The 25,752-nt window shown below is 29.2% G+C and carries 25 protein-coding genes; 18 read left to right on the top strand and 7 right to left on the bottom strand.

Annotation, left to right across the window (positions count from 1 at the left end):
- Nucleotides 1-334: 334 nt before the first annotated feature.
- The 6 genes from miaB (at nucleotide 335) to CLOPA_RS12560 (ending at nucleotide 9,184) form a co-directional block, all read left to right on the top strand.
- Complete coding sequence (miaB, locus tag CLOPA_RS12585; RefSeq protein ID WP_015615816.1) at nucleotides 335-1,663, top strand: tRNA (N6-isopentenyl adenosine(37)-C2)-methylthiotransferase MiaB; 1,329 nt, start codon at nucleotides 335-337, stop codon at nucleotides 1,661-1,663.
- A gap of 172 nt (nucleotides 1,664-1,835) precedes the next feature.
- Nucleotides 1,836-4,460, top strand: coding sequence for a DNA mismatch repair protein MutS (mutS, locus tag CLOPA_RS12580; protein WP_015615815.1), 2,625 nt, complete (start codon nucleotides 1,836-1,838; stop codon nucleotides 4,458-4,460).
- A 21-nt stretch (nucleotides 4,461-4,481) separates the two neighbouring features.
- Nucleotides 4,482-6,356: a DNA mismatch repair endonuclease MutL gene (mutL, locus tag CLOPA_RS12575; RefSeq protein WP_015615814.1), complete on the top strand. Its 1,875-nt coding sequence runs from the start codon at nucleotides 4,482-4,484 to the stop codon at nucleotides 6,354-6,356.
- Between the two features lie 49 nt (nucleotides 6,357-6,405).
- A complete protein-coding gene (gene miaA, locus CLOPA_RS12570; RefSeq protein WP_041711461.1) occupies nucleotides 6,406-7,329 on the top strand; it encodes a tRNA (adenosine(37)-N6)-dimethylallyltransferase MiaA in 924 nt (307 codons plus the stop codon).
- Between the two features lie 112 nt (nucleotides 7,330-7,441).
- Nucleotides 7,442-7,693 (top strand): RNA chaperone Hfq, encoded by a 252-nt coding sequence (hfq, locus tag CLOPA_RS12565; RefSeq protein ID WP_015615812.1) that lies wholly within the window; start codon nucleotides 7,442-7,444, stop codon nucleotides 7,691-7,693.
- Between the two features lie 204 nt (nucleotides 7,694-7,897).
- Entirely contained in the window at nucleotides 7,898-9,184 is a 1,287-nt protein-coding gene (locus CLOPA_RS12560) for an aminotransferase class I/II-fold pyridoxal phosphate-dependent enzyme (protein WP_015615811.1), read from the top strand.
- Between the two features lie 166 nt (nucleotides 9,185-9,350).
- Here CLOPA_RS12560 and lexA read toward each other — a convergent pair whose 3' ends face one another.
- Nucleotides 9,351-9,962, bottom strand: coding sequence for a transcriptional repressor LexA (lexA, locus tag CLOPA_RS12555; protein ID WP_015615810.1), 612 nt, complete (start codon nucleotides 9,960-9,962; stop codon nucleotides 9,351-9,353).
- Nucleotides 9,963-10,094: 132 nt separating this feature from the next.
- On the opposite strand from lexA, the gene CLOPA_RS12550 reads away from it, so the two are divergent.
- Entirely contained in the window at nucleotides 10,095-11,195 is a 1,101-nt protein-coding gene (locus tag CLOPA_RS12550) for a stage II sporulation protein P (RefSeq protein WP_015615809.1), read from the top strand.
- A 166-nt stretch (nucleotides 11,196-11,361) separates the two neighbouring features.
- Here the strand turns inward: CLOPA_RS12550 and CLOPA_RS12545 are convergent, their stop codons facing one another.
- Entirely contained in the window at nucleotides 11,362-11,931 is a 570-nt protein-coding gene (locus CLOPA_RS12545) for a GDSL-type esterase/lipase family protein (protein ID WP_015615808.1), read from the bottom strand.
- A gap of 253 nt (nucleotides 11,932-12,184) precedes the next feature.
- On the opposite strand from CLOPA_RS12545, the gene CLOPA_RS23780 reads away from it, so the two are divergent.
- From CLOPA_RS23780 to CLOPA_RS12535, 4 genes are all read left to right on the top strand, one after another.
- A complete protein-coding gene (locus tag CLOPA_RS23780; RefSeq protein WP_051115645.1) occupies nucleotides 12,185-12,406 on the top strand; it encodes a hypothetical protein in 222 nt (73 codons plus the stop codon).
- Nucleotides 12,397-12,783, top strand: coding sequence for a tyrosine-type recombinase/integrase (locus tag CLOPA_RS23775; RefSeq protein WP_347460077.1), 387 nt, complete (start codon nucleotides 12,397-12,399; stop codon nucleotides 12,781-12,783). The genes CLOPA_RS23780 and CLOPA_RS23775 overlap by 10 nt, the downstream gene beginning before the upstream one ends.
- A gap of 12 nt (nucleotides 12,784-12,795) precedes the next feature.
- A complete protein-coding gene (locus CLOPA_RS26135) occupies nucleotides 12,796-13,512 on the top strand; it encodes a DUF4158 domain-containing protein (RefSeq protein ID WP_242834194.1) in 717 nt (238 codons plus the stop codon).
- A gap of 118 nt (nucleotides 13,513-13,630) precedes the next feature.
- Nucleotides 13,631-15,769 carry a Tn3 family transposase gene (locus CLOPA_RS12535; RefSeq protein ID WP_347460076.1) on the top strand — a complete coding sequence of 713 codons (2,139 nt, stop codon included), beginning with the start codon at nucleotides 13,631-13,633 and terminating at the stop codon, nucleotides 15,767-15,769.
- A gap of 204 nt (nucleotides 15,770-15,973) precedes the next feature.
- Here the strand turns inward: CLOPA_RS12535 and CLOPA_RS12530 are convergent, their stop codons facing one another.
- Entirely contained in the window at nucleotides 15,974-16,786 is an 813-nt protein-coding gene (locus tag CLOPA_RS12530; protein WP_015615807.1) for a MerR family transcriptional regulator, read from the bottom strand.
- 249 nt (nucleotides 16,787-17,035) lie between these two features.
- On the opposite strand from CLOPA_RS12530, the gene uppS reads away from it, so the two are divergent.
- From uppS to CLOPA_RS12510, 5 genes are all read left to right on the top strand, one after another.
- Entirely contained in the window at nucleotides 17,036-17,749 is a 714-nt protein-coding gene (gene uppS / locus CLOPA_RS12525) for a polyprenyl diphosphate synthase (RefSeq protein ID WP_015615806.1), read from the top strand.
- Between the two features lie 18 nt (nucleotides 17,750-17,767).
- Nucleotides 17,768-18,160 carry a GtrA family protein gene (locus CLOPA_RS12520; RefSeq protein WP_015615805.1) on the top strand — a complete coding sequence of 131 codons (393 nt, stop codon included), beginning with the start codon at nucleotides 17,768-17,770 and terminating at the stop codon, nucleotides 18,158-18,160.
- Nucleotides 18,161-18,226: 66 nt separating this feature from the next.
- On the top strand, nucleotides 18,227-18,817 hold the full coding sequence (locus tag CLOPA_RS12515; RefSeq protein ID WP_015615804.1) for a YdcF family protein: 591 nt from the start codon (nucleotides 18,227-18,229) through the stop codon (nucleotides 18,815-18,817).
- 310 nt (nucleotides 18,818-19,127) lie between these two features.
- On the top strand, nucleotides 19,128-19,277 hold the full coding sequence (locus tag CLOPA_RS25085; RefSeq protein ID WP_172638616.1) for a hypothetical protein: 150 nt from the start codon (nucleotides 19,128-19,130) through the stop codon (nucleotides 19,275-19,277).
- 371 nt (nucleotides 19,278-19,648) lie between these two features.
- Nucleotides 19,649-20,065 carry a hypothetical protein gene (locus CLOPA_RS12510; protein WP_015615803.1) on the top strand — a complete coding sequence of 139 codons (417 nt, stop codon included), beginning with the start codon at nucleotides 19,649-19,651 and terminating at the stop codon, nucleotides 20,063-20,065.
- Between the two features lie 177 nt (nucleotides 20,066-20,242).
- Here CLOPA_RS12510 and CLOPA_RS12505 read toward each other — a convergent pair whose 3' ends face one another.
- Nucleotides 20,243-21,238 (bottom strand): tyrosine recombinase XerC, encoded by a 996-nt coding sequence (locus tag CLOPA_RS12505; protein WP_015615802.1) that lies wholly within the window; start codon nucleotides 21,236-21,238, stop codon nucleotides 20,243-20,245.
- A gap of 654 nt (nucleotides 21,239-21,892) precedes the next feature.
- Here CLOPA_RS12505 and CLOPA_RS12500 point away from each other — a divergent pair.
- Both CLOPA_RS12500 and CLOPA_RS12495 read left to right on the top strand, forming a co-directional pair.
- Complete coding sequence (locus tag CLOPA_RS12500; protein WP_015615801.1) at nucleotides 21,893-22,957, top strand: YheC/YheD family protein; 1,065 nt, start codon at nucleotides 21,893-21,895, stop codon at nucleotides 22,955-22,957.
- 77 nt (nucleotides 22,958-23,034) lie between these two features.
- Nucleotides 23,035-24,288, top strand: coding sequence for an ATP-grasp domain-containing protein (locus CLOPA_RS12495; RefSeq protein ID WP_015615800.1), 1,254 nt, complete (start codon nucleotides 23,035-23,037; stop codon nucleotides 24,286-24,288).
- Nucleotides 24,289-24,393: 105 nt separating this feature from the next.
- On the opposite strand, the gene CLOPA_RS12490 is transcribed toward CLOPA_RS12495, so the two are convergent.
- The 3 genes from CLOPA_RS12490 to CLOPA_RS12480 all read right to left on the bottom strand — a co-directional run bounded on the left by CLOPA_RS12490 (nucleotide 24,394) and on the right by CLOPA_RS12480 (nucleotide 25,738).
- Nucleotides 24,394-24,603, bottom strand: a complete 210-nt coding sequence (locus tag CLOPA_RS12490; protein WP_041710881.1) for an ATP-binding protein — start codon at nucleotides 24,601-24,603, stop codon at nucleotides 24,394-24,396.
- 18 nt (nucleotides 24,604-24,621) lie between these two features.
- Nucleotides 24,622-24,948: a hypothetical protein gene (locus CLOPA_RS12485; protein ID WP_015615799.1), complete on the bottom strand. Its 327-nt coding sequence runs from the start codon at nucleotides 24,946-24,948 to the stop codon at nucleotides 24,622-24,624.
- Between the two features lie 331 nt (nucleotides 24,949-25,279).
- Nucleotides 25,280-25,738, bottom strand: coding sequence for a hypothetical protein (locus tag CLOPA_RS12480; protein ID WP_015615798.1), 459 nt, complete (start codon nucleotides 25,736-25,738; stop codon nucleotides 25,280-25,282).
- Between the last annotated feature and the right edge of the window lie 14 nt (nucleotides 25,739-25,752).

Here is a 25,752-nt window from a genome sequence, read left to right as displayed (position 1 = left end):
AGTGCGGTGGAGTGCTACAGCGGCTAGTCATCGGATAAAGTGGATTTATTTCTATACTAGTATTCTCACCATATTCAAAAATAATTCTAAAAATTTACAAGATTTTAATTATTTCATATAAAATATTAAAGTAATTTTTTAAAAAATTACAAAAAGCTATAAGCTTTTATTTTGATATAAAATAAAGTATAATGTATTAGGCATTCTAAAATAGATGACAAGAGAGACATATTAGTTAAAGCATATGAAAATAAATAGTAAGTCAAAGTAGTTATTTATTTGAATGTGCCTAAAACAAAGGCTAAAGGTTTGATAAAGCAAAGAGGTGAAATTAATGGAAAATAATATTAAAAAATTTTATATAGAAACTTGGGGCTGTCAGATGAATGAGGAAGATTCTGAAAAGCTTTCAGGAATGTTAAAAATAAGTGGTTATGAAAAGACGGATGATAAAAAAAGTGCTGATTTGATCATATTTAATACCTGCTGTGTAAGAGAAAATGCAGAACAGAAGGTTTTTGGAAATTTGGGAGCTTTGAAGAGCGTTAAGGAAAAAAATCCTAATTTGATAATTGGGATTTGCGGATGTATGATGCAGCAAGATGACATGGCAAGTACCATTATAAAAAAATTTCCCTTTGTAGATATAATTTTTGGAACTCACAATTCACATATGCTGCCAGAGTATTTAAATAGAGTTAAGCAAGAAGGTAAATCCATCGTTGAAATATGGGATAAGGAAAAGGGGATAGTTGAGGGATTACCTGTAGATAGACTTAGTAAAATTAAGGCTTTTGTAACTATAATGTATGGGTGTAATAATTTTTGCACTTATTGCATAGTTCCCTATGTGAGAGGAAGAGAAAGAAGTAGAACTCCTGAGGATATAGAGAAAGAAATAAGAGAACTTGTAAAGGAAGGTTATAAAGAAATAACTCTATTAGGCCAAAATGTAAATTCTTATGGAAAGGATCTAAGTCCAGCTTTGGATTTTGCAGATTTACTCGTAAGAATAGATAAGATTGAAGGTTTAGAGAGAATAAGATTTATGACATCCCATCCTAAAGATTTATCCTTTAAGGTAATAGAAGCAGTTAGAGATGGTGAAAAAATTTGTGAGCATATACATTTGCCAGTACAATCTGGTTCTTCAAGACTTCTTAAAAAGATGAATAGACATTATGACAAGGAGTACTATATTGATCTTATAAGGAATATAAAAAGAGAAATTCCCAATATAGCTTTAAGTACAGATATTATTGTAGGTTTTCCAGGAGAAACCGAAGAAGATTTCAAAGATACCTTAGATTTGATAAGAGAAGTAGAGTACGATTCGGCCTTTACCTTTTTATATTCCCCTAGAAAGGGAACGCCGGCAGCAGAAATGGATGAAATGGTTAGTGAAGAGGTTAAGCATGAGAGATTCAATAGACTTGTAAATTTAGTAAATGAAATAAGTGCTAAAAAAAATAGGGAATACAATAATGAAATTGTAGAAGTATTAGTAGAGGGAACCAGTAAAAATGATGAAACTAAGCTTATGGGAAGGACTAGAACAGGTAAGTTAGTGAATTTTGAAGGTTCAAAAGAAAATATAGGGAATTTAGTTAAAGTGAAAATAACGAAGGCACAGTCCTTTTCATTATATGGTGAAGAGATTTAAAATTGAATTTGGCAAGTAATCTCTGTAAGTATTGGTATATTTATATTTTTGTAAAAGTTGCTAAGAAAGAAGTTAAATATAATTAAAATTTTCACAGATTACTTGATGAATTGAAGCCAAATATATAAACATAAAAAGTATCTTAAATTTAGAAAGATAGGGAGTTGTATATATGGGATTAACACCAATGATGCAGCAGTACATGAGTGTAAAAGAAAAATGTAAAGATTGTATATTATTCTTTAGACTTGGTGATTTCTATGAAATGTTTTTTGAAGATGCTAAAACAGCTTCAAGAGAATTGGAACTAGTTCTTACAGGAAAAGACTGCGGACTCTCTGAAAGGGCGCCAATGTGTGGTGTGCCCTTTCATTCTGCCAATATGTATATAACCAAACTTATAAGTAAAGGTTATAAAGTAGCTATTGGAGAGCAGCTAGAAGATCCAGCAGCGGCTAAGGGGATAGTAAAAAGAGGAATAGTAAAAATAGTTACTCCTGGTACTTATACGGATTCTTCATTTTTGGAGGATACAAAGAATAATTACATAATGAGTATTTTTGTAGATGAAGATAAATTTGGTATTAGCATAGCAGATGTCTCCACAGGAGAATTTAATTGTACTTCCTGGAATTTGGAAAGGGAGTTAATTATAAATGAAATATCAAAGTATTCACCAAAGGAAATATTAATTCAGGAGAGCTTAGATGAAAAATTATTGGAAGCTATAAAGGAAAGATTTAACTGCTCTTTTACTAAATTTCAAGATGAATTTTTTAATAAGGGTGCCTATGAAAATTTAAAACAACAATTTTTAAATTTTCAGGAGAAAAAATATGATGATCTAATTGTAGGTAGTGCCAACGGATTATTAAGATATCTAATGGATACTCAAAAGATTTCTTTAGGCCATATTGATAATATTACCCATTATAATGTAATAGATTATATGAGTATTGATGTTAATTCTAGAAAAAATCTTGAACTTACAGAAACTCTCAGGGAAAAAAGTAAAAAAGGTTCACTGCTTTGGGTATTAGATAAAACCAGCACCGCTATGGGAGGAAGGCAGCTTAGAAGGTGGATAGAAGAGCCCTTAATAGATGCAAAAGTTATAAATGAAAGGCTTGATTCAGTACAAGAATTTACAGAAAATTTATCTATTCATGAAGATTTAAAAAATGCATTGAAGCAAGTTTATGATATTGAAAGATTGGTTGGCAAGATATCTACTCTTAGTGTAAATGCAAAGGAATTAATATTTCTTAAAAACTCTATAGAAAAATTACCTGGTATAAAGGAAATATTAAAGGATTCTAAAAGTACTTTGTTAAGAGAAATATACGAGAAGCTGGATGATTTAAAGGATATATATGATATTTTAGATAGTGCTGTTTTAGATTCGCCTTCTGTTTCTGTTAAAGAGGGAAATATAATTAAAGATGGTTATAATAACAATGTGGATGAACTTCGCCAGGCAAAGGCTCATGGAAAAGAGTGGATAGCAAAGCTTGAGAGCAGTGAAAGAGAAGAGACCGGTATTAAATCTTTGAAGGTAAGCTATAATAAAGTATTTGGTTATTATATAGAAATTACAAAGTCTAATTTAAATTTAGTGCCTGAAGGAAGATATATAAGAAAGCAAACTCTAGCAAATTGTGAGAGATATATAACTGAAGAGCTTAAAATAATGGAAGAAAAAATTCTTGGTGCTGAAGAAAAACTTATAAATGTGGAATATGAGCTCTTTGTATCTATAAGAGATGAGATATCAAAACACATAGACAGAATGAAGCAGAGTGCAAAATTGTTATCTGAACTTGATTGTCTTTGTTCTTTTGCCACTGTAGCTTTAGAAAATAACTATTGTAAGCCTAAAATAGTTGAAGATGGAGCTATAGAAATTAAAGAGGGAAGACATCCTGTAGTAGAAAACATGCTTTCAGCAGGCGCTTTTGTTTCTAATGATACTAAGATAAACACTACAGATGAACAGCTTATGTTAATTACAGGACCAAACATGGCAGGTAAATCAACTTATATGAGGCAGGTAGCATTAATAGTTGTTATGGCTCAAATTGGAAGCTTTGTTCCAGCAAGGGAGGCAATTATTTCAGTTTGTGATAAAATATTTACAAGGATTGGTGCTTCTGATGATCTGGCTGCAGGAAAGAGTACCTTTATGGTAGAGATGTGGGAGGTTTCAAATATATTAAAGAATGCCACTACTAAAAGTCTTATTATATTAGATGAGGTTGGAAGGGGCACTAGTACTTATGATGGGCTTAGTATAGCTTGGTCTGTGGTAGAATATCTATGTATCAATAAGGATGTAAAATGTAAAACTCTTTTTGCTACCCACTACCATGAATTAACTTCCCTTGAAGGAGTAATTCATGGTCTTAAAAATTACTCTATAGCAGTGAAGCAAATTCAAGATGATATTGTATTTTTGAGAAAGATAGTCACCGGGGGCGCAGACCAATCTTATGGTATAGAGGTAGCAAAGCTTGCAGGACTTCCTGAAAAAGTAACCTCTAGAGCAAAGGAAATACTAGAGGAGCTGGAAAGAGAAAATAAAAATGAAATTGCTGTTGATTCTATAAGTAAAGTTTCAAAGGAAAAGAATATAAAGCAAAAAAAGAAAAAAGATAGTGAAATAGTTCAATTGGGCTTTGAAGACATAAAAAAGGATGAATTTTTAAAGAATATTGCTAAGGTTGATATAATGAATATGACACCTATGGATTGTATGAATGCACTATATAAAATCATAAAAGATGCAAAAAATCTTTAATAGAGAATATAAGGTGATAATTTGAAGAAAATAAATTTACTAAATGAAGAGACTTCAAATAAAATAGCTGCAGGAGAAGTACTTGAGAGACCATCCTCTGCAGTAAAGGAATTGGTGGAAAATGCCATTGATGCACATTCAAAGGTTATAACTATAGAAATTGAAGAGGGTGGGCAAAAACTCATAAGAGTTTCTGATGACGGTGATGGAATAGATTCAGAGGATATTGAGATTGCTTTTTTGCCTCATGCTACAAGTAAAATAAGTTCTATTGAAGACATATATTCAATTAACACCCTAGGTTTCAGAGGAGAAGCTCTTCCAAGTATTGCGGCAGTTTCTCATACCATTTTAAAGAGTAGGTCAAAGGATTCCCAGGGTGGTAAAGAAATTTCTATAAGTGGTGGAGTGAAAAATCATATAAAAGATGTAGGAAGCAGTATTGGCACATCCATAGAAGTGAAAGACATTTTTTATAACGTACCAGCAAGACAAAAATTTTTAAAATCTTCTCAAAGAGAAGCAGCATTAATATCGGATATAATAAACAGGTTAGCACTGGCCCATTCTAATATATCCTTTAGATTAATTAATAAGGGTAAAAAGGTAATTAATACTTATTCTACAGAAAATTTATTTGATACCATAAGAAATATTTATGGAAAGAACACCTCAGACAATATTATAAAATTTGAAAAACATGGAGATATAGCATCAGTTTATGGTTATGTGGGTAATGCTGAAATAAGCAGAGGAAGTAGAAATAATCAAAGTGTTTTTGTAAATAAGAGATATATAAAAAACAAACTCATAGCTACAGCTGTGGAAAATGCAGTTAAATCCTTTTTGATGATAAATAAATATCCCTTCTTCGTATTATTTTTAGATATATACCCGGAGTTCGTAGATGTAAATGTACATCCTACAAAGTCAGAGGTAAAGTTTCAAAATGATAGGGAGATATTTAAATTAGTGTTTGATGCTGTTCATGATGCCATTAAAGATAGCTTTAAGGATAATTTTGATTTTGAAATGGAAAACTCTATGGAGCTAGTTAAAGATTCTGTTCCAAAGGTAAGGGAAAATATTCAAATTCCTATAGATTTAAAGTCCTATGAAAACATAGTAACAATAGATAACAAAACTAATTCCAGTGAGGAATCTATAAAGGGCGATAACCTATATGATAATAAAGGAAATGTGCCTTTAGAAAATATAAATTCTTCTGTTTATGAAAAAATTTCTCAGGGAAATCCTAATTATTATTCTGATGTAAATAATAATTTAAATGAAAGTAAAGAGGTAGTGTCACCTAAGTTTCCAGCTCTTAGAATTATAGGTCAGTATCATAATACATATATTTTGGCTGAAAGCTTAGAGGATTTTTACTTAATTGACCAGCACGCTGCTCATGAAAAAATATTATTTGAAAAATACACTAAGGAAATAATAAAGGGCAGTGTAAGTGCCCAGATACTTTTAACACCTGAGATTGTAGAGATGAGTCCTGAGGATTTTATATTTTATGTAGAGAATAAAAATATATTTTCAAATGCAGGTTTTAGCATAGAGGTTTTTGGTGAAAATACCGTAAGTATTAGGGAAGTACCTAATTTTCTAGGAAGGCCTCAGCTTAAAGATTTATTTTCCGCTATTATAGATAATCTTAAAAATTTAGGATCTGGTGATACCTATGAAGTAAAATATAATAAAATAGCTACTCTTGCTTGCAAGGCAGCTATTAAGGCAAATGACGCTTTAAATATAGAAGAGATGAAAGCATTGGTGGAGCAGCTGAGATATATTGATGAACCCTTTAATTGTCCTCATGGGAGACCAACTATAATAAAGATGGCCCTTTATGAAGTGGAAAAGAAATTTAAGAGAATACAATAGATATCCGATGCAGAGGAGGGTAAATATTAGTTCTAAACTAATAGATAACATGGAAGATTTATTAATTTTAAGTGGACCTACAGGAGTAGGAAAAACAGATATCTCAATTAAAATTGCTAAAAAAATAGGTGGGGAAATTATTTCTGCAGATTCAATGCAAATATATAAGTATATGGATATAGGCTCTGCAAAAATATCAAAAGATGAAATGGAAGGAATACATCATTATATTATTGATATTGCAGAACCTAGTGATGAATTTAGCGTGGCACAGTATAAACAATTGGCAGAGCATAAAATAACAGAACTTTCTTCTGCTGGTAAATATCCAATGCTTGTAGGTGGAACTGGATTGTACATAAATTCATTGATTTTTAACTATGAGTTTACTGGAACCTATAAAGATGCTGAATATAGAAAATATTTAGAGGCTTTAGCTGACAAAAATGGCAAAGAGTTTGTACATGAAATGCTAAATGGAGTAGATGTAAATTCATATAATAGGCTATATCCCAATGACCTTAAAAGAGTCATAAGAGCTTTAGAAGTATATAAGCTTACAGGGAAAACTATAAGTGAGTTGAATGAAAATCAGGATATATACAATATTCCCTATAATATTCACTATTTTGTATTAAATATGGATAGAGAAAGATTATATGATAGAATAAATAAAAGAGTGGACATAATGCTTGAAGAAGGGCTTGTAGATGAAGTAATAAAACTAAAAAATATGGGGTATAATTCAAATATGCAGTCTATGAAGGGAATAGGTTATAAAGAAATACTGTATTATTTAGATGGTAAAATTTCCCTTGAGAAGGCCGTTGAAATGATAAAACAGGGCAGTAGAAATTATGCTAAAAGACAGTTGACCTGGTTTAGAAAGGACAAGAGAGTAAAATGGATTGACAAAGATAAATTTAATGATGAGGATGAAATTGTTGATTTTATTGTAAGAAATCTTAAATAAAATAACTAATAATATGCTTAATAATTCAGAGAATTAAAAAACTTAGATAAAAATAAGAGGATTTAGTCAATTTTTATAGAATACTTATATAAAACAAACGGAGGTTAAAAATATGATTAATAAATCCACAAATAATTTGCAAGATATATTTTTAAATGGATCAAGAAAGAATAAAATACCAGTTACAATTCATTTGACAAATGGATTTCAACTTAGAGGAAATGTAAAGGGATTTGATAGTTTTACAGTAATCATTGATTCTGATGGAAAGCAAATGATGATCTACAAACATGCAATTTCAACTATTACTCCTTTAAAGCCAATATTATTTAGCCAAAATATAGAGGATGAGACAAGAGAATAGGTATTTGCCTATTCTTTTTTTCTGTGCTAATATATTTATTGGTTTATATAATTTTTAATTACAAATGGCTAAATTATATTTTTATAAACTTGAATTTAATAGCTTTTGGTAATGCAGATTGTATAGAATGATTGAAATGGATAGGATAACTAATAAGAATTAGATTATTAGTTATTTTCACATGCCTGGGAGGGGATTATACAAATGATGGAATTCACAAAGAATTTATTAATGAATAAATATAATATAAGAGAAGAGGTAATTAAACTAGCAGATAAAGCTCTAGAAGATATTAAGAGTGAATTTGACAGATATGATGCTATTAGAGAATATAATCAACTAAAAGTATTAAATGCCTTTCAAGAAGAGAGAATAAGTGATTCTCATTTTACTAATAGTACAGGTTACGGATACGGTGATATAGGAAGGGATAGCTTAGATAAAGTATATGCAAGGATTTTTAAAACAGAAAGTGCTCTTGTAAGACCACATTTTGTAAATGGAACCCATGCTATTGGAGCAGCTCTTTTTGGCAATTTGAGAACGGGGGATACCATGCTTTCTATTTGTGGAACTCCCTATGATACATTACATAATATAATAGGTATAAGCAAGGAAAAGAACATAGGTTCACTTATGGAGTATGGAGTAAAATATAAAAAAATTGATTTAAATATAAATGGAGAATTTGATTTTCAGGCCATAGAAAAGGCATTGAAGGAAAATGAAAACATTAAATTAGTTCATATACAAAGATCCACTGGTTATGGCTGGAGAAAGGCTCTAACTATTGAAGAAATAAAAAATGTAATAGATTTTATAAAAGCTATCAGGAAAGATGTAATATGTTTTATTGATAATTGCTATGGTGAATTTATCGATATAAAAGAACCTACAGAAGTGGGGGCAGATTTAGCTGCCGGCTCTCTTATAAAAAATATAGGTGGCGGGATAGCACCCACAGGTGGATATGTTGTAGGAAAAGAGGAATATGTAACACAGGCTTCCTATAGACTTACTATACCTGGTATTGGAGGAGAATGTGGGTCAACCTTTGGTGTTATGAGAGCTTTATATCAAGGACTATTTCTGGCGCCTCATGTGGCAATAGAGGCACTAAAAGGAGCTGTATTTTGTTCCAGACTCATGGAGCTTGCAGGTTTTGAAGTACTTCCTAAATTTGATGACAATAGAAGTGATATAATACAGGCAATAAAATTTAATGACAAGGATAAACTTATTAAATTTTGCAAGGGAATACAGAAGGGTTCTCCTATTGATTCCTTTGTAGAATGTGAGCCTTGGGATATGCCAGGATATGAGGATCAGGTTATAATGGCAGCTGGGGCCTTTATACAAGGAGCTTCCATAGAACTTTCAGCAGATGCACCTATAAGAGAACCTTTTATTGCGTATTTACAGGGTGGTTTGACCTTTGACCATGCTAAAATAGGTATTATGATAGCTCTTTCAAATTTATATAATGACTAACAGTTGTAATACTTCTCATTAATAAAAGATTTTGATTCTATGCTTTTTTGAAACGGAGGATAGCAACGACCATATTTGGATGATCCATGTAAATTCCGTGGAAATTTAAGTTTATGTGAATTAAAAAAGTAAGGTAGAAAGCGTAATTTGTTTTCTACCTTACTTTTTAATAGCGTCTATATATACCTACTAACCTGCCTATAATATCACAGCTGGGAAGAATTATCGGTTCCATGGTATGATTTTCAGGCTGAAGTCTTATATGATCCTTTTCCTTGTAGAATGTTTTTATGGTAGCTTCGTCATTTATCAGTGCTACTACTATATCTCCATTTGATGCGGAACTTACCTTTTCAATAATCGCAAAATCCTTATCATATATTCCAGCTTCTATCATGCTTTCACCAGATATTCTCAGTATGAATAAATCATTATTGTTTTTGATATATTCTAGGGGAAGAGGAAAATAATCTTCAATATTTTCTACTGCCAAAATTGGTTTGCCGGCGGTAACCTTACCTATTACTGGAATATCTATAAGCTCTTTTTTTACAACTGTGTCTCTAAGCAGTTCAATTGCTCTAGGTTTTGTAGGATCTCTTTTTATAAGGCCCTTTTTTTCCATTCTAGAAAGATGACCATGTACGGTAGAGGTAGAACTTAGACCTACCTGAGCACAAATTTCTCTAACAGAAGGAGGATAGCCTTTATTTATAACTTCAGACTTTATGAATTCATATATTTCAGTCTGAATATCTCTATTATTATCTTTTGACATTGCTACACCTCTAACTATAACAGTATTTTAGAAAATTATAACACATTATTGAATATGATGCAAACTTACGTTCTGATAAGTTATAAATCCATATCACCTCTCATATACTATAAGGAGCAGGAGGTATTGTTAATGATTAATAAGGGAATAACTAGGACAAGTTATCTTATATCAATTCTAGGGGTTAGCATAATTATATTTTCCTTATATACATTTTTTGGTTTCTTTAATCAGGCAAAAATTCAGAATGTACTAACTGGTGGAAGAGGAAATATGTTATATGTACAGTTAGTTAATTATGTAATGCCAATAGTAAAAGTTACAAGTTTTGATGAGTCCGATATGGCAGAAAGCACCTTCTCTTTAAAAAGTGGACTTTTAAACTATATAGGGGTTAATTTAACTAAACCTGATGAAATTTTAAAAAGGGAAATATCCTATTTTAAAGTAGATAATAATTCTATAAACTATAATAATAAAAGTATAAATGTAAGCAATTTTCAGTTAAAGGATGGTGATATAACTAAAAATACGGGGAATAGTGATTCAAGTAATAATGCTAATTTAAATCTTCCTAATCAAACTTATCAAGTTTACAATTCAAAGTTAAAGAAAAACCTTGATAATTCAAAGCCTGAAATACTTATATACCATTCGCATACAACTGAAAGCTACGGGGTTTATGGAAAAGATAATCTTGATCCTACAAAAAATGTATGTGCAGTTGGAGATGAACTTGCTAAAACTCTTTCAAATGATTACGGTATTTCAGTAATACATGATACAACTATTCATAATGTTTTAGCTTACAACAGTAGCTATGAGAGATCAAGAGAAACTTTGAATAAATACTTAAGTAAATATGGTGATTTTAAAATGATAATTGATATACATAGAGATTCAGATACAAATAAAAATAATGTTACTACAAATATAAAGGGGCAAAATTTAGGTAAATTTTGGTTTGTTATGGCAAGAAATAATCCTCATTTTAACAATAATATGGCTCTTGTAAATTCATTATTAAATACAGCTAAAAGAGATTTTCCACAGTTACTTATTAATGATGGAGTATTCTATTATGGTCATGGAATAGGTGCATTTAATGAAGATAAGAGTAATAATGCATTTTTACTGGAAATGGGTGCCGTTTCTAATACACTTGAGGAATCAAAGGGAACCTCAAAATATGTAGCAAGAATGATTGCAGAATATTTAAATGGTAAAAACTAATAGGATATATATTTTGATATAGACTATTAGTTTCATTAATACTTTTAATTTTAATGTATTTAGGTTTTATATAATTGTAGGTATAATAATCAAATAACTATATAAAAATTATATTAATATATAAATGTATAGCTGGAATTGAAAATAGTAAAAAAGGTACACATGTCTATTTGATAACATTTGATTTAATAATGGTTTCGAACATTAATTTATGACCTTTGCTATTAGGGTGAATTCCATCGCTGTATAGATTTGTTATATCATTGATTTTTATAAAAGTACTATAGAAATCTATAATGTTAATATTGTTTTCAAATGAAAAAGTTTTTGTTTCTTGAATATACTGGAACAAATGTTCGTCTGCCTTAGTATAATTTATGTATTCATCCCAATGAGTTCTAGCAAGTCCAGCAATAACAGGGGGTTGTAATGCTAAAATTGGGGATATGTTATTATTTTTGATTTCTTTCAATAGAAACTTTATGTTATCTATAATATTATCTATAGAATAATTTAATAATATATCGTTAGTCCCTGCCATTAATATGACATGAGAAGGATTTAGTTCTAATATATCCTTATAGGATCTTGATAATATACCAGTAGTAGTATCTCCATTTACACCTTTATTTATAATTTCTATATTTAAACTTTTGTGAAGCAATTCAACCCAACATTCTTCTGAATGTACTCCATATCCGTAGGTTAAGCTGTCTCCGATGCAAACTATTTTCATAATGGGGTAGTGCTCGCAAAACGCGGAAAATATACGTTAAGACAGTTATTACCAAAAATATATTTTATCAAAACATTCTGACTTAGAATTAATACTAAATAGTTCTAACTCGAAAAAGTATATAACATCAGTGTAAAGCATGGATATATCTAGGGTTTAATCACTAAATGATAAAACTCTTATTTTTTACTCAAAACAAGTTAGTTAAAGTACAATTATAGTATTGATAATACTAACTAAGTGAGGGATAAAAATGGCAAATGATAAAATGAAAAAAGGAAGCAAAACAGTAGAACCAATAAAAAGTAAAAGAGAAATTCAGGCAGTAAAAAATTATCTATCCGGAAAAAATTTAAGAGATTATACTATATTTGTTGTAGGTATAAATTCAGCTCTAAGGGTAAGCGATATTGTAAAATTAAAATGGGAAGATGTTTTTTATGAAATTGGAGAACTAAAAAAGAAATTAGGCTAATTGAAAAAAAGACAAGCAAACAAAAAGTTTTCCCTATAAATCAATCTATGAAAAAAGCTCTTTTGGAGTATTTTGAATATGCAGATAAGCCATCTGATAATAAATATATCTTTAAATCAAGACAAGGAGGCAATAGCCATTTAAGTGTAAAAATGGCTTGGAGGATATTTAAGGACATACAGGATAATGTAAAGCTGAGTACTCATATAGGGACCCATAGTATGAGAAAAACCTTTTGCTTTATGGCTTGGAAGCAGGGTGTACCAATTGAAACGCTTATGAAAATACTTAATCACGGATCACAATCTGTGACAAAACGATATATTGGAATAACTCAAGAAGAAATAAATGATGTTTATTTAAACATTAATTTATAAGGGGTGAATTAAATGGCACGTGGTGGAGAATTTTTAACTAGCAAAGAGCGAAAAGAATATATGAAACTTCCCAATAATGTAGCTTCATTTGAAACAGAAAAATTTTTTATGCTTTCAGATGAAGACATACAAGTTATAAATAAACATAGAAAAACTAGCAATAAATTAGGATTTGCAGTTCAGCTCTGTATAATTAGATCTACAGGGTGGACTTTGATGGATTTTGAAAATATACCTTCTGAAATAATATTATATATTTCAGAACAATTAAAAATCAGTACTTTTGAATTTCAATCATACAATAAGCGACAACCTACAAGATATGAACATTTAGAAGAAATATTAAAACTATATGGGTATAAGAGATTTAAAACTAAAGATAGAGAATATTTAGTTAATTATTTAATAGATAAAGCCTTAAAAAATAATAATCTAAAATATCTGATTATAGAAGCAATTAATGAACTTAAAAAATGTAAAGTTTTGCTGCCTTCTATAGTAACTATTGAAAATATTATAATTGAAGTTAGAAAGTATGTTGATAATGAAATTTTTGATTTAATATCTACATCAGTATCAAATGAACAAAAGAAAAGTCTTGATATTTTGATAAATGTTCAAAGTACAGAGAAAAAACTAAATTATCCTGGCTTCGTGAAATATCAGGAAAGTCCTCATCAAAAGCTTTCAATGCAGTTGCGGATAGAATTGAATATATTCGCAATTTAAAGCTTGAAAATATTGATTTAAGCAGTATACATAACAATAGAATTGATGAATTATATAAATTAGGATCAAATTATGAAGCCTATGATTTTAAGAGATTTGATGATAAAAAAGATATTCTATTCTTTCAATATATTTAGTTAATTTTTGCAGAAAACTTATAGATCAGGCTATTGAAATCCATGACATTCAGATAAAAAATATTCAGTCCTTCGGTAAAAAAGAGCAGGAAAATCTTATGAAGAAAAATGGAAAAAAAGCAAATATAGGTCTAATTAATTATGTAGATCTTGGTAAGATAATAATTAAAGCTAAAGAAGAAGGTAAAACAGCAGTTGATTTTAAGACAATTGAAGATATTATGCCCTGGGATGAATTTGTAAGCTCAATAAATGAAGTATCTGAAATTACTAGACCTAAAGAATATAATTTTCTGGACTTAATAACTGAAAAATATAGCACACTCAGAAAATATACCCCTAGATTACTGAAAGTTCTTGAGTTTAAAGCTTCAAAAAAAGGTGAACCTGTATTAAAAGCACTAGAAACTATAAGAGAGCTTAATTCTAAAACTAAAAGAAAGGTACCTAAAGGTGCTCCCTTAGATTTTGTAACTAATCAGTGGGAAAAATACGTATATGATCAGAAAGGTAATATAGATAAGAAATATTATGAATTAGCAGCATTTACTGAACTTAAAAATGCAGTTCGTTCTGGTGATATATCAATTGTTGGAAGCAAGCAACATAAACCATTTGAAGAATATTTGATGACAGATGATGAATGGGAAAAATATAAAGCTGAAAATACTGATTTTAAAGTATCTTTGAATGCTGAAGAATATTTAAAAGCTAGATTGGAGCTATTAAATAGTAAATTAAAATATGTGTCTGATAATATAAAAAAATTGAAAGGTGTATCTATGGAAGATAACAAATTTGTATTAGAAAGATTAGAAAAAGCAGTTCCTGATGAGGCAAAAAAATTATCTACTAAGCTTTACAGCTTAATACCTAGAGTAAATTTATCAGATATAATCATAGATATTTGTAAATTTACAGCTTTTGATAATAAGCTAATCCATGCTTCAACTAACAAGGAACCAAAAGATAATGAAAGAGCATGTATAACAGCTTCACTTATGGCTCTTGGGACCAATATAGGACTTAAGAAAATGGAACAAGCAGTAAAGGGAATAAGCTATAAACAGATGAGTAACGTAGTTAATTGGAGAATGAGTGATGATAATATGGAAAAGGCTATGGCAGATATCACAAATTATCATCATAGACAGCCTTATGTTGTACATTGGGGTGATGGCAGTACTTCATCTTCTGATGGTGTAAGAATTAAATCGACAGTTGAAGCTTTAAATGCAAGTTATAATCCTCATTACGGATTAGAAAGAGGAGTAACAATGTATTCAGCTGTAAGTGATCAATATTCAAGATTTGGAGTAGGTATTATAAATACAAATTCAAGAGATGCAATTCATATAATTGATATACTTCTTAATCATAGAACAGAACTTGAAATTGAAGAGCATTATACAGATACGGCTGGGTATACGGATCATGTATTTGGATTAACTCATTTATTAGGGTTCAGATTTGCTCCAAGACTTAGGGATATATCAGACTGTAAATTATATTGTATTGAAAGAAAAGAAGACTTTAAAAATATTCAGTCAGTTATAAAAGGTAAGATAAATACTAAAATTATAAAAGAAAATTATGATGATATATTGAAACTTGTATACTCAATAAAAGAAGGTAACGTTTCTGGATCATTGATAATGGGCAAATTGGGTTCCTATGCACGACAAAACAGCTTAGCTAAAGCATTAACTGAACTAGGCAAAATAGAAAAAACTATTTTTATCCTGGATTATTTATCAGACGAAGATTTCAGAAGAAAAATTCAGATAGGATTGAATAAAGGTGAAGCAATGAATGCACTGGCTAGAGCCATATTCTTTGGAAAATATGGAATGCTTCATGAAAAAGATATTCAAGGACAGTTACAGAGAGCTACTGCTTTAAGTATAATTATAAACTCCATAACTCTTTGGAATACTATGTACTTACCTAAAGCAGTTGAGAAACTTAAGGAAAAAGAAGGAGTTGACGAATCTCTTCTAAGACACGTTTCTCCACTTGGATGGGAACATATTAATTTTATTGGTCAGTATAACTTTGATGATAGTTCTGATTACAATTTAATAGATAATATGAGACCTTTGAGGGAGATATTGCAATAATTTATAAAAGTTAGAATTATATCTACTATAATGATATACTAATAAATAGGTCGTAGTTTAAGATATTACGAAACAAAACCAGCAAATTATTTACTGGTTTTTATATTGCTTGTAAAATATACATATATAATTTGTATAAAAAAGTAATATTAATATTATTTTAAATTAGGTTTTGACAATCACAGGGCTCTGAAAAAGTTTAATTTATAATTTTTTTACTGGGACTTGTATTTCAGTTAAGTAATCATTAGGGTTTGCTTCATTACAAGGTCCTTTTATAGGTAATTGACGGGCACTACCACATATACCATATCCATTTTCTTCAATCCATTGTCCAAGATAATTATATGCAGGAGCAATATTTGAAAATTCACCTGGAACTAAGATGCTTACAACTTGGTCTATTGGTACAGTTTCTTTGAAAGTAAAACCATCAGCATCATTTAATAATTTTTCAACAACAACTGAAACTTCGACGTCAACTGGACCTTCTTTATAATCTTCATCGTGATAGGTGGCATAAGCAATATTACTACAAGAAATCTTTTTATCTTGAATATATTCACCTAACCTTTGCCAAAGGATTCCTTCTACATCATATGTTGGTATGGTATCTCTTAATGAGATAACTTTATATGACGGTACTGATTTTAGTATAACATTATAATTCATATTGACTTTCTCCTTTTTCAAATTCTTAATTTTAGCATTGATTTTTCTTAGTTTTTCTTCTTCAGCTTTAATATTATTTTTCACTTCTGCTTCTTTTTGTTTTAAAATGTCTTTCAATTTCTCATCAGATTGCTCATTTATAGCAATTGCTATATCAGACACATTAAAACCCATATCACGAAGGGCAACAATGAGATTAATCTTAGTAATTTGCTTAGCTGAATAATATCTATATCCAGTGAATGCATCTATTTCAGCAGGCTTAAAAAGTCCCATCTCATCATAATATCGCAGCATACGTACAGATATCATTGTTAGTTTAGAAAAATCTCCAATCTTAAACATAAAATCAACTCCCTAAAAATATCATTGCTAATTACAATTTAAGAATAATGCCTCACACCATGTTAGAGTCAATATCTTATTTTTATATTTTACCATGTTTTCAAATGAGGTTCTTTTAAAATTAAATAATACATAATTGGTATAAGATGCTATAATTAAGAAAAATCTGTGTGAATTAAATCAGAATAGTAAGATAAAGCGAATCATTAATAAGATAAATATTATAAAGTAAGGAGAATGGAATATAAAATGGGTAGTGCAATTGAAAGCTTATTAAGTAATGATAGCCTTAAAATTCCAAAGCACATTGCTATAATTTGTGATGGAAATGGTAGATGGGCTAAAAGTAAGGGGTTTCCTCGAAGCTTTGGCCATAAAGCAGGCACAAAACCAATTAAAGATATTACCAAAGCCTGTTCTGAACTAGGAGTTAAAGTACTTACATTATATGTTTTTTCAACGGAAAATTGGAATCGTTCTGATAAAGAAGTAAACTTTTTAATGAAGCTTTTTATAGAATTTTTTATAAAATTACGCAATGAAGCTGGGAAAAATATTAAAGTAAAACATATTGGTATTACGGATAATCTTTCCTCTGAATTGATAAATGAAATTAGAAAAACAGAAAAATCAACAGAAAATAATTCTGGTATGATACTAAATATTGCACTTAATTATGGAAGTCGTTTAGAAATAATAGCTGCTGCAAAAAAAATAATACATGATATAGATATAGGAATTTTCAATATTGATAAAGTAAACGAAAATTTATTTAACGAGTACATTTTTACTTCAGGATTACCTGATGTAGACTTAATTATTAGAACAAGTGGTGAAATGAGAATAAGTAATTTCTTGTTGTGGCAATCTGCAAAAGCAGAGCTTTGGGTTACTAACGACTTTTGGCCAGATTTTAGATATGACCACTTAAAGGAAGCAATTAAATATTATAATAAAATATAAAAAAGAAGGTTATTGTATATGGAAAGTATATACTCCAAAATAAAAATAAAATATTTTACAGAAGATAATATTGAAAAAATTTCCTATTTATTTTTTGGAGCCTTATCTACACTAGTTACTATTGTATCTTATTGGATTTTTGCTTCAAAGTTAAAAATGAATTATATGATTGCAACCACAATTTCATGGATACTTGCAGTTGCTTTTGCATTTATAAGAAATAAAATATTTGTTTTTAAAAGTAACAATACAGATATATCTAGTTTTTTAAAAGAAATAAGTTCATTTTTGTTTTTTAGGATTGTAACATTATTTCAAGAATTAGGAACAATGTTTTTATTAATTCAAATCCGGTTCTTAGGGGGGAAAGGAGCCGAAAGGCTCCCTACCTACTCGACCAACAGTAATTAAGTGCGAAGAATAGGTTATATATTGGTGGATGATAGTAATAGACATATGTAAGAGGAGATATGATAAATGATAATATTATATATTCTATGTGCAATATTAATATGTTTTATGATTGAGTATGCTGTTCTTTGTAACAGTTTAAAGAAAGCAGCCTATAATAATGGGCAAAAAAAAGATGTGATTATTGTACTTGGTTATCCCGCAAAAAAAGACGGAAGCGTTTCACCAATTCTGCGAGAGCGAATAAATAAAGCAGCAAAACTATATCATGAAGGAATTGCTGAAGTAATTATCTGCACTGGTGCGGCTGTCGCTAATAACTATGTTGAGGCAGATGTCATAGCACAAACCTTGATTGAATTAGGAGTGCCTGATTGCAGTATAATTCGTGAAAAACTTGCAAAGGGTACATATGAAAATTTAGTAAATTCAAAGAAAATTATGAAAGATAGAGGATTGAGAACAGCAGTTATTGTATCCTCACCTTGGCATTTGCGAAAAGCCAGTTCGTATGCTTTTAGACTTGAAATTAACCATACAGTGGAAAAATCTAAATTTCCACTTGAATGCCTAATAATAGGGGTGGGAATTATTTACCTTTATTTATATACTCAGATGTTCATAAACCTCTTGCGTTATCATAAAGGCAAACAATAGAGTTAAGTCATAATTTTCTTATAGTGTGACTCAAGTCCTACCTTTTTCATTCTTAAGGAATATGTTTAAAATATATTTTGAGTAATTAAAACACCGATATATTCAAAAAGTTCTTTGAATATATCGGTGTTTTGGTAATATATGTCTTAACGTATAAAATCCGCGTTTTGCGGTTATTACCCCATAATAGACTCAGACTCCTTGTTTTATAATAAATATGTAGAAATAGTATTTTATTATGTATTATAGCATATTATACATTTGTACTATTTTTCATATTTCTATAATAATTTAATTTTATGGGATGCTATTGATAATAATATTAATCATTTTACTTCAGATAGTGGAGGAAGCAGTAGTGATTTTTGGTGGTTTTTCTGTGGAGGAGATTGTTCTGGAGGTAGTGGAGGAGACTTTGGGGGATTTTGATACACCAGTAAAACAATTTATATACAATTAAGTTTATTTTATTAATTAGTAAAATAGTTTGGAAATAAGTTCAGGTTTAGCGCAAAGTTGATATAATAAAGTAATTGAGGGAACAAATATTCGGTTCTCTTTTTGATATTTCAAAAATTATAATTAGTAATTAACATTTTTAATTTCATAAAGCATTTTAAAAATTGACTGATATTTGCTAAAAGAAAAATCAAAAGTAATTTGTGATCTATTTTAATTTACATATTAAATATTATGTAAATTAAACTTATGACAACTAATTTAAACCAAATAATATAAAAAATAAATACAAATAAATTATTGATAATTACTAATATATATGCTATATTTAATTTTACTGTTTAATTTAAAGTAAAGAAGGGTATGTATAGTATGAGTAAAATGTGTATTTTTCATTCAACACTTCAATGTACTGATTGCGGTGATTGCGACAAATGCGATTTAGATAAAAACAAAGTCTGTAATAATTGTGGTAAATGTCTTGATTTAGATCGTGATAAGAAGTCAATTTTAATAGATGGGATTATTGAAGATCAAGAAGAAATAAAAAAGATACAAGAGCAAGGCTATGATTTTGATGATGAGCAAAATGACGGAAATGCAGAACTATTAAATGATTACGATGATGATTATGTAAGAGATGAAAAAGATGATCTTCCATTTGATATAGAATTAATAGATGATATTGATGGATTGCGAGAAGTAATAGAATTAGATGATGAAGAGGAAAGAGATAAGGTTATTAAAGAAAGATCTCCTGGATTTTTTGTTATTAAAAAACAAAAGTAAAATATTTTTGCTTTTTAATAGGTGACAATCATTATCAATTTTAGTATGAATATTTTGATTGATAAATAATTGTTTTTGAATAAATATACTGCTTAATAATTATTTTCTGAATCTAGAACGAATTTAAATAGAAAACCAACAGCACAGTTAATTTGATTTATGTTGGTTTTCTATTTTTTAATCATCTAAATCATTTAATGGGTTAGATTTAACAGCTTCTCTTAATTTTTCGTCGTCTACATGAGTATATATTTCAGTAGTAGATACACTTTCGTGGCCTAAAATTTGCTGAAGGCTTCTTATATCAACGTCTCCATACTTATACATTAAAGTAGCAGCAGTATGCCTTAACTTATGAGGAGTATATTTATCAGAATCTAAATTAGCCTTTTTTATGTATTTTTTTACTGTGATTTCTACAGTTCTCTTACCTATTCTTTTATTGTTTCTACTTAAAAAGAGGGCATCTTTATCTTCTTTTTCTACTTTTGGTAATTGCTCATTACGTACATCTATATAATTTTGAATAGCCTTAATACATATATGATTCAAGTATACAGTTCTCTCTTTATTGCCTTTTCCGATTATTGAAAGGGTGTCATTTTTAATTTTAGATATATTTATTCCAACTAATTCTGAAAGTCTCATTCCACAGTTCAAAAATAATATCAATATACAATAATCTCTTTCCTCATATTTTTCACCCTTAACTGCTTTTAAAAGCTCTTTGCTTTGATCTAGACTTAAATATATAGGATTTCTGCTGTGAATCTTAGGAGATTCTAATTCTAAAGTAGGATTTTCCTTTAATATTTTTGCTTTTGAAGATAGATATTTAAAAAATGATTTCAATGTAGCAACCTTTCTTGCTCGAGCATAATTGCTGTTGTGTCTGAAATTTTCAGTAAATGATATAAAAGCATATAAGTCTGGAAGCGATATATTTTTAATGAATTCATCATCTATATCTCCGATAAATATTTCGTTAAAATCTTTATTTTTATTTACTTGACCTTTATATAATTTTAAAAAACGAAAAAATAGAGTAAGATCAATTTTATAATTATAAATAGTATTTTCTGATTTTCCTCGAATTGTCCCTAAATAATTTAAAAAGTCGTTTACTTGCTTTGGTATAGTGCTATCAAATAGATTTTTTATATTATATTGCATATTAATCCTCCTAAAATTAAGATAAAATTCTTTTTTATATCCAACTGCGTCAAATTCTTATTTTACGCATAAATAATTCGACGAAAGGGAGATAAAATCCTTCTTTTATAAGTAATTATTATATTGGATTTAAATAAATTTTTATCAAAAAAGTTTTTCGTTGATCATACCAAATGTAATTTCAGAAATTCTATTGGCTGAAATTTTTAACAGATTTGATTTTTAATTTATTATAATATATTTGTATATATAAAATTATTTGATTCTCACCTATTCTGTCTTATTGATAATCAAGTGATAACATTTATCAATTATAGGTTTAGGGTACCTGCTTTTACTGATAATTTAATTGGAAAATTTCTTTATGATAAATTCTATTTTAAGTAATATAGTTCCATAAATAATATAGTCATAATTATCTGTAAATGAGCTCTACTATAAAAAGTAGACAATAAAGAAGTCTTATTAAGACCTAATCATTTAATAATTTCATTTAAAGCCATTGTACTATCCCACATCAGATTAGCCTTTAATTTAATTATATGTAAAATTTCAGAATTATAATATCCTTTGGTCTATAGTGAATCATTAATACATATTATATTAACAATGGATCTCGTCATCCTTATGTATTCAATTTGTTGAGGTGAAATAATGATATTAATCGGACTACTCCACCATCTAGAAAATCCAGAGAAAGTAACCAAATCCTATGCTTATGCAGCTGTAGCTAAAGCAGAAGGGGCAGAATTGCTTTACTTTTGTCCAAGTGGTGTTATTTTTGAAAAAAAATGTATTAAAGGATATCAATACAGAGCTGGAAATTGGGTAGAATCCATCTGTCCATTTCCTGACATTATCTATAACACTAGTAGTGCAAAAAAAAATACTCAATGGAGAGAAATTATTCAGAAGCTAAAAAAACAAATTCCGTTTACAAGCTACCCCATTGGAAACAAGATGCAAGTTTATCAAACTCTGAAAAAAAACAGCGAGTTTGCTGAGTATCTCATAGCTTCAATAAAAGTAGATTCCGTCAAACAATTCTTAGATTATTTTGAAGTTAATAAAAAAGTTGTATTAAAACCAGTAAGAGGGCATAAGGGAGAAGGTATTATTTTTATTGAAAGCATAAATAATCAATATCATCTACTCACAAATACAACGAGTTTCGATTTTAACTATAAAGAATTCTTGCAGTTTATTTCATATAAACTGCAAGAAAAACGATATTTAGTTCAACCTTATATTAATTGTAAAACAAAATCAGGTACTCCCTATGACTTAAGATTGCATGTACAAAAAAATGGAGAAGGTAAATGGGTTAATACCACTATATATTATCGTATTGCCCCGAAAAGAAGTATAATTTGCAATATAAGTAATGGAGGATTAACCGGTAATCTTAAACCATTTTTAAAACAAGAATTTGGAGATGAATACTTTAATATTAAACGTACCTTAGAATATCTCGCTATTCAGTTAGCAAAGTATTTAGATAAGGTCAGATACGAAACTTTTTCTCAAACTCTGGATGAATTAGGGATAGATGTAGGATTAGACCATTCACAAAGAATCTGGCTATACGAGGTAAACTGGCGGCCAGGCTGCCCGCCAGCTTTTTATTTGGAATTAGATGTTGTTAGAAACACGATCAGATATGCTATTTTTTTAGCAAAAATGACTAAGCATAATTCTAATAAAGGATTTAACCTATAATTATTCGAAACAATAAATTAATAATTCGAATACAATAAAGTGAAGAAAAAATAATTACTGACAAGAGGTGGAATAAAATGAAAACTATCGTATTTATAGGGACTCTGAAGTCTGGTTCCAGCAGAGAAGCAATAAAAGTTGCAGAGCAACTTGGATATTATACAGTATTATTAACCGGTAGATTAGATTTTCTTGATAATCGTACAGATTTCCATGATGTTCATTTGATGAGAAAATGTAATTTAAACAAAATGTCTGAACTAAGAGATGCAATAAATAACCTTATTTCATATGGTCTGGATATAAAAGTGATAGTTAGTTTTTTAGATGCCCGTTGCTATACTGCAGCTCTTTTAGCAGAAGAATTTGGTCTAGGGGCTTTCTCATCACAAGTTATGAGTAAAATGAAGAACAAAATAATTTCCAGAGGCCTAATTTCTGGAACAGAATACTGTCCAAATTACCTAACTCTTTCAGGCGATAATGCTTTATCTGAAGAAGAACTGAAAAAGAAACTGCCTATAATAATAAAATCTCCAAAATCCACTGGCTCCAAGGATGTATACAAAGTTACTTCCTATGAAGAATTTATTAAATACTATAATATATTTAAATCAAAATATCCCAATAGATCAATATTAATAGAAGAATTTCTTGACGGTCCACAATACCTTATTGAAACAGTAGTTAAGGAAAATCATGTTAATATTGCTGCCATTATAGAACAAGAAATAACTTTTACAAATAATCATTTTATAGTAACAGGATATAATATGTTGATAGCTCCACCAAAAAAATTTTATGACAGCTTAAAAAAAGCAGTGTCAGATATTATAAAAATCCATGGAATGAAGAAGGGCTCCTGTCACCTTGAAATGCGTTATATTAAAGGTAAATGGAAATTAGTTGAGATAAATCCGAGAATATCAGGTGCAAATTTAAATAAGATGATTGAAATTTCCTTTGGCATAAATCTGGTTGGCGAAATACTGAAAATTGCATTAGGAGAAGTACCTGATGTTAAACCAAAATTTAAAAAATATACCTTTGCAAAATATGTTATTTCCCCCCAATCAGGAATTTTAGAAGAAGTAACAGGTACTGAAGATGCTTCAAAATGTTCTGGTGTTGAATTTATTGAAGTACTCCCCAAGAAAGGTGCATTTTTGAAACCTCCTGTAACAATGGGAAATAGATATGCTTGTGTTATAGCTACAGGAGATACTGAAGAGGAAGCAAAAGCATATGCAAATTTAGCTGCATCTAAAATTAATTTTAAGTTAACATCAAAGCCAAATAATGTTATAGAAAAAGTAGAATCAGATAAGTGAGGAATCCATTGTAACTATCATCAGTAAATTTAAAAAACAATCAATATAAGCACCATTGGGGTGTTTATGGGAACAATCGTAGCGTAGCAAAGACTGTTCCCATTTTTAAAATATTCCAGTAACTTTTGCTGTATTTGATGTTGAACCTTTAAAAATTTTAATGACATTTTTATTATCCTCTAACACTTGAATACTTATCTCGTTACTGGTTTTATTTTCATCTAAAAATTTTATAGCATTATCAATAAGATTAGCGATACATCTTTCTATCCAGATTTCTTTTCCTTTAATTGTTTCAATACTTTCCTCTGGCATATTGAATTTTATAGAGACCTATTTAATAAGACTCTCTTTTAATGCATAATTCTCTTTAAACCATATAATTATATTATTAATTCCATCTATGTCATACTGGTTTCTGAGAATAAAACTTCTTACAGCATTATCGGCTCCACTTATATCTACTGCAATTGAACCTTTATCTTCTCCAACTATAATCATTCCATCTTTTTTAATATTGTTTATAGGCTTAAACATCATGCTTTTAGTATTAAGGTTACTTTCAATTGGCTTTACAGTATCACATTCAACAAAAGTACTTATTTTATGTTTTATATTATTTAGTATTTTATCAAAGTCATGGGGATTGAAATCACTCATATAAAATAAACTCCTTTCACATAATCTTCTAAGAGTTTATGTATTATTAATAACTTTATTCGTTTTATTATTAGCAATTCACTACAATGTTGTGTATATTGCTTTAGATTATAGATTAATGGATTTTAAACATAGAAAAAAGCACCAGCATTTCTACTAATGCTTTTTCATTTTTTTACCTATAATAAAAATAGCTATTACAATAACAGCTCCAAATAATATAGATAAATAGCTTGTAAGATAAACTTCTTTAGAAGCATTATTCAATGCAAAAAGCCGCTGATGCATTATTTACTTTTATATTGTAATATTTTTCAATTTCAACTTATAATTATTTTTTAGTATTGTTCATCTTATGATGATGCATAAGTGCCATTTCAACAACTTTACATAAATACTTTCTTGCCGCAAATACTGATACACTACAATTTATTAATGCATTTAGAATATCTGGATTACTTTGTTCAAATATTTTTACGATCTTCTCTGCATCTGCTTTTATTTTATTCTTATTTATTTTTGATGGATTAGTAGGTACATTTGGCATCTGATGCTCCACAGGTTTCACATTAGGCATCTGCTGTACAGGTGAAACTGTATTTTGTTGTACAGGTGGATTAATGTTTTGTTGTGTCGGTGGAACAATATTTTGCTGCATAGGTGAAGCTGTATTTATATTATTCTCCTCAAATTCTTCTCCTCTGAATAAGTACTCAATGTTCGGCATTACAGGTTGTATCATTGAATGGTCCTGTATTGTTTTAGGTGTTGTATATTTATTTTTATACATGAAATCCTCCTACA

The sequence above is a fragment of the Clostridium pasteurianum BC1 genome, from assembly GCF_000389635.1.
Classification (GTDB): Bacteria; Bacillota; Clostridia; order Clostridiales; family Clostridiaceae; genus Clostridium_I; species Clostridium_I pasteurianum_A.
This window is presented reverse-complemented; position numbering and strand designations above follow the sequence as displayed.

Coding starts and splice junctions, on each gene's coding strand:
- CLOPA_RS12520 (WP_015615805.1), top strand. CDS start 17,768: ATGGAAAGTATATACTCCAAAATAAAAATAAAATATTTTACAGAAGAT.
- CLOPA_RS12485 (WP_015615799.1), bottom strand. CDS start 24,948: ATGAGTGATTTCAATCCCCATGACTTTGATAAAATACTAAATAATATA.
- CLOPA_RS12560 (WP_015615811.1), top strand. CDS start 7,898: ATGATGGAATTCACAAAGAATTTATTAATGAATAAATATAATATAAGA.
- CLOPA_RS26135 (WP_242834194.1), top strand. CDS start 12,796: ATGGCACGTGGTGGAGAATTTTTAACTAGCAAAGAGCGAAAAGAATAT.
- uppS (WP_015615806.1), top strand. CDS start 17,036: ATGGGTAGTGCAATTGAAAGCTTATTAAGTAATGATAGCCTTAAAATT.
- CLOPA_RS23780 (WP_051115645.1), top strand. CDS start 12,185: ATGGCAAATGATAAAATGAAAAAAGGAAGCAAAACAGTAGAACCAATA.
- CLOPA_RS12550 (WP_015615809.1), top strand. CDS start 10,095: ATGATTAATAAGGGAATAACTAGGACAAGTTATCTTATATCAATTCTA.
- CLOPA_RS12510 (WP_015615803.1), top strand. CDS start 19,649: ATGAGTAAAATGTGTATTTTTCATTCAACACTTCAATGTACTGATTGC.
- CLOPA_RS12490 (WP_041710881.1), bottom strand. CDS start 24,603: ATGCCAGAGGAAAGTATTGAAACAATTAAAGGAAAAGAAATCTGGATA.
- CLOPA_RS12480 (WP_015615798.1), bottom strand. CDS start 25,738: ATGTATAAAAATAAATATACAACACCTAAAACAATACAGGACCATTCA.
- miaB (WP_015615816.1), top strand. CDS start 335: ATGGAAAATAATATTAAAAAATTTTATATAGAAACTTGGGGCTGTCAG.
- CLOPA_RS12515 (WP_015615804.1), top strand. CDS start 18,227: ATGATAATATTATATATTCTATGTGCAATATTAATATGTTTTATGATT.
- mutS (WP_015615815.1), top strand. CDS start 1,836: ATGGGATTAACACCAATGATGCAGCAGTACATGAGTGTAAAAGAAAAA.
- CLOPA_RS12500 (WP_015615801.1), top strand. CDS start 21,893: ATGATATTAATCGGACTACTCCACCATCTAGAAAATCCAGAGAAAGTA.
- CLOPA_RS12495 (WP_015615800.1), top strand. CDS start 23,035: ATGAAAACTATCGTATTTATAGGGACTCTGAAGTCTGGTTCCAGCAGA.
- CLOPA_RS12530 (WP_015615807.1), bottom strand. CDS start 16,786: ATGTTTAAGATTGGAGATTTTTCTAAACTAACAATGATATCTGTACGT.
- lexA (WP_015615810.1), bottom strand. CDS start 9,962: ATGTCAAAAGATAATAATAGAGATATTCAGACTGAAATATATGAATTC.
- CLOPA_RS12505 (WP_015615802.1), bottom strand. CDS start 21,238: ATGCAATATAATATAAAAAATCTATTTGATAGCACTATACCAAAGCAA.
- miaA (WP_041711461.1), top strand. CDS start 6,406: ATGGAAGATTTATTAATTTTAAGTGGACCTACAGGAGTAGGAAAAACA.
- CLOPA_RS12545 (WP_015615808.1), bottom strand. CDS start 11,931: ATGAAAATAGTTTGCATCGGAGACAGCTTAACCTACGGATATGGAGTA.
- hfq (WP_015615812.1), top strand. CDS start 7,442: ATGATTAATAAATCCACAAATAATTTGCAAGATATATTTTTAAATGGA.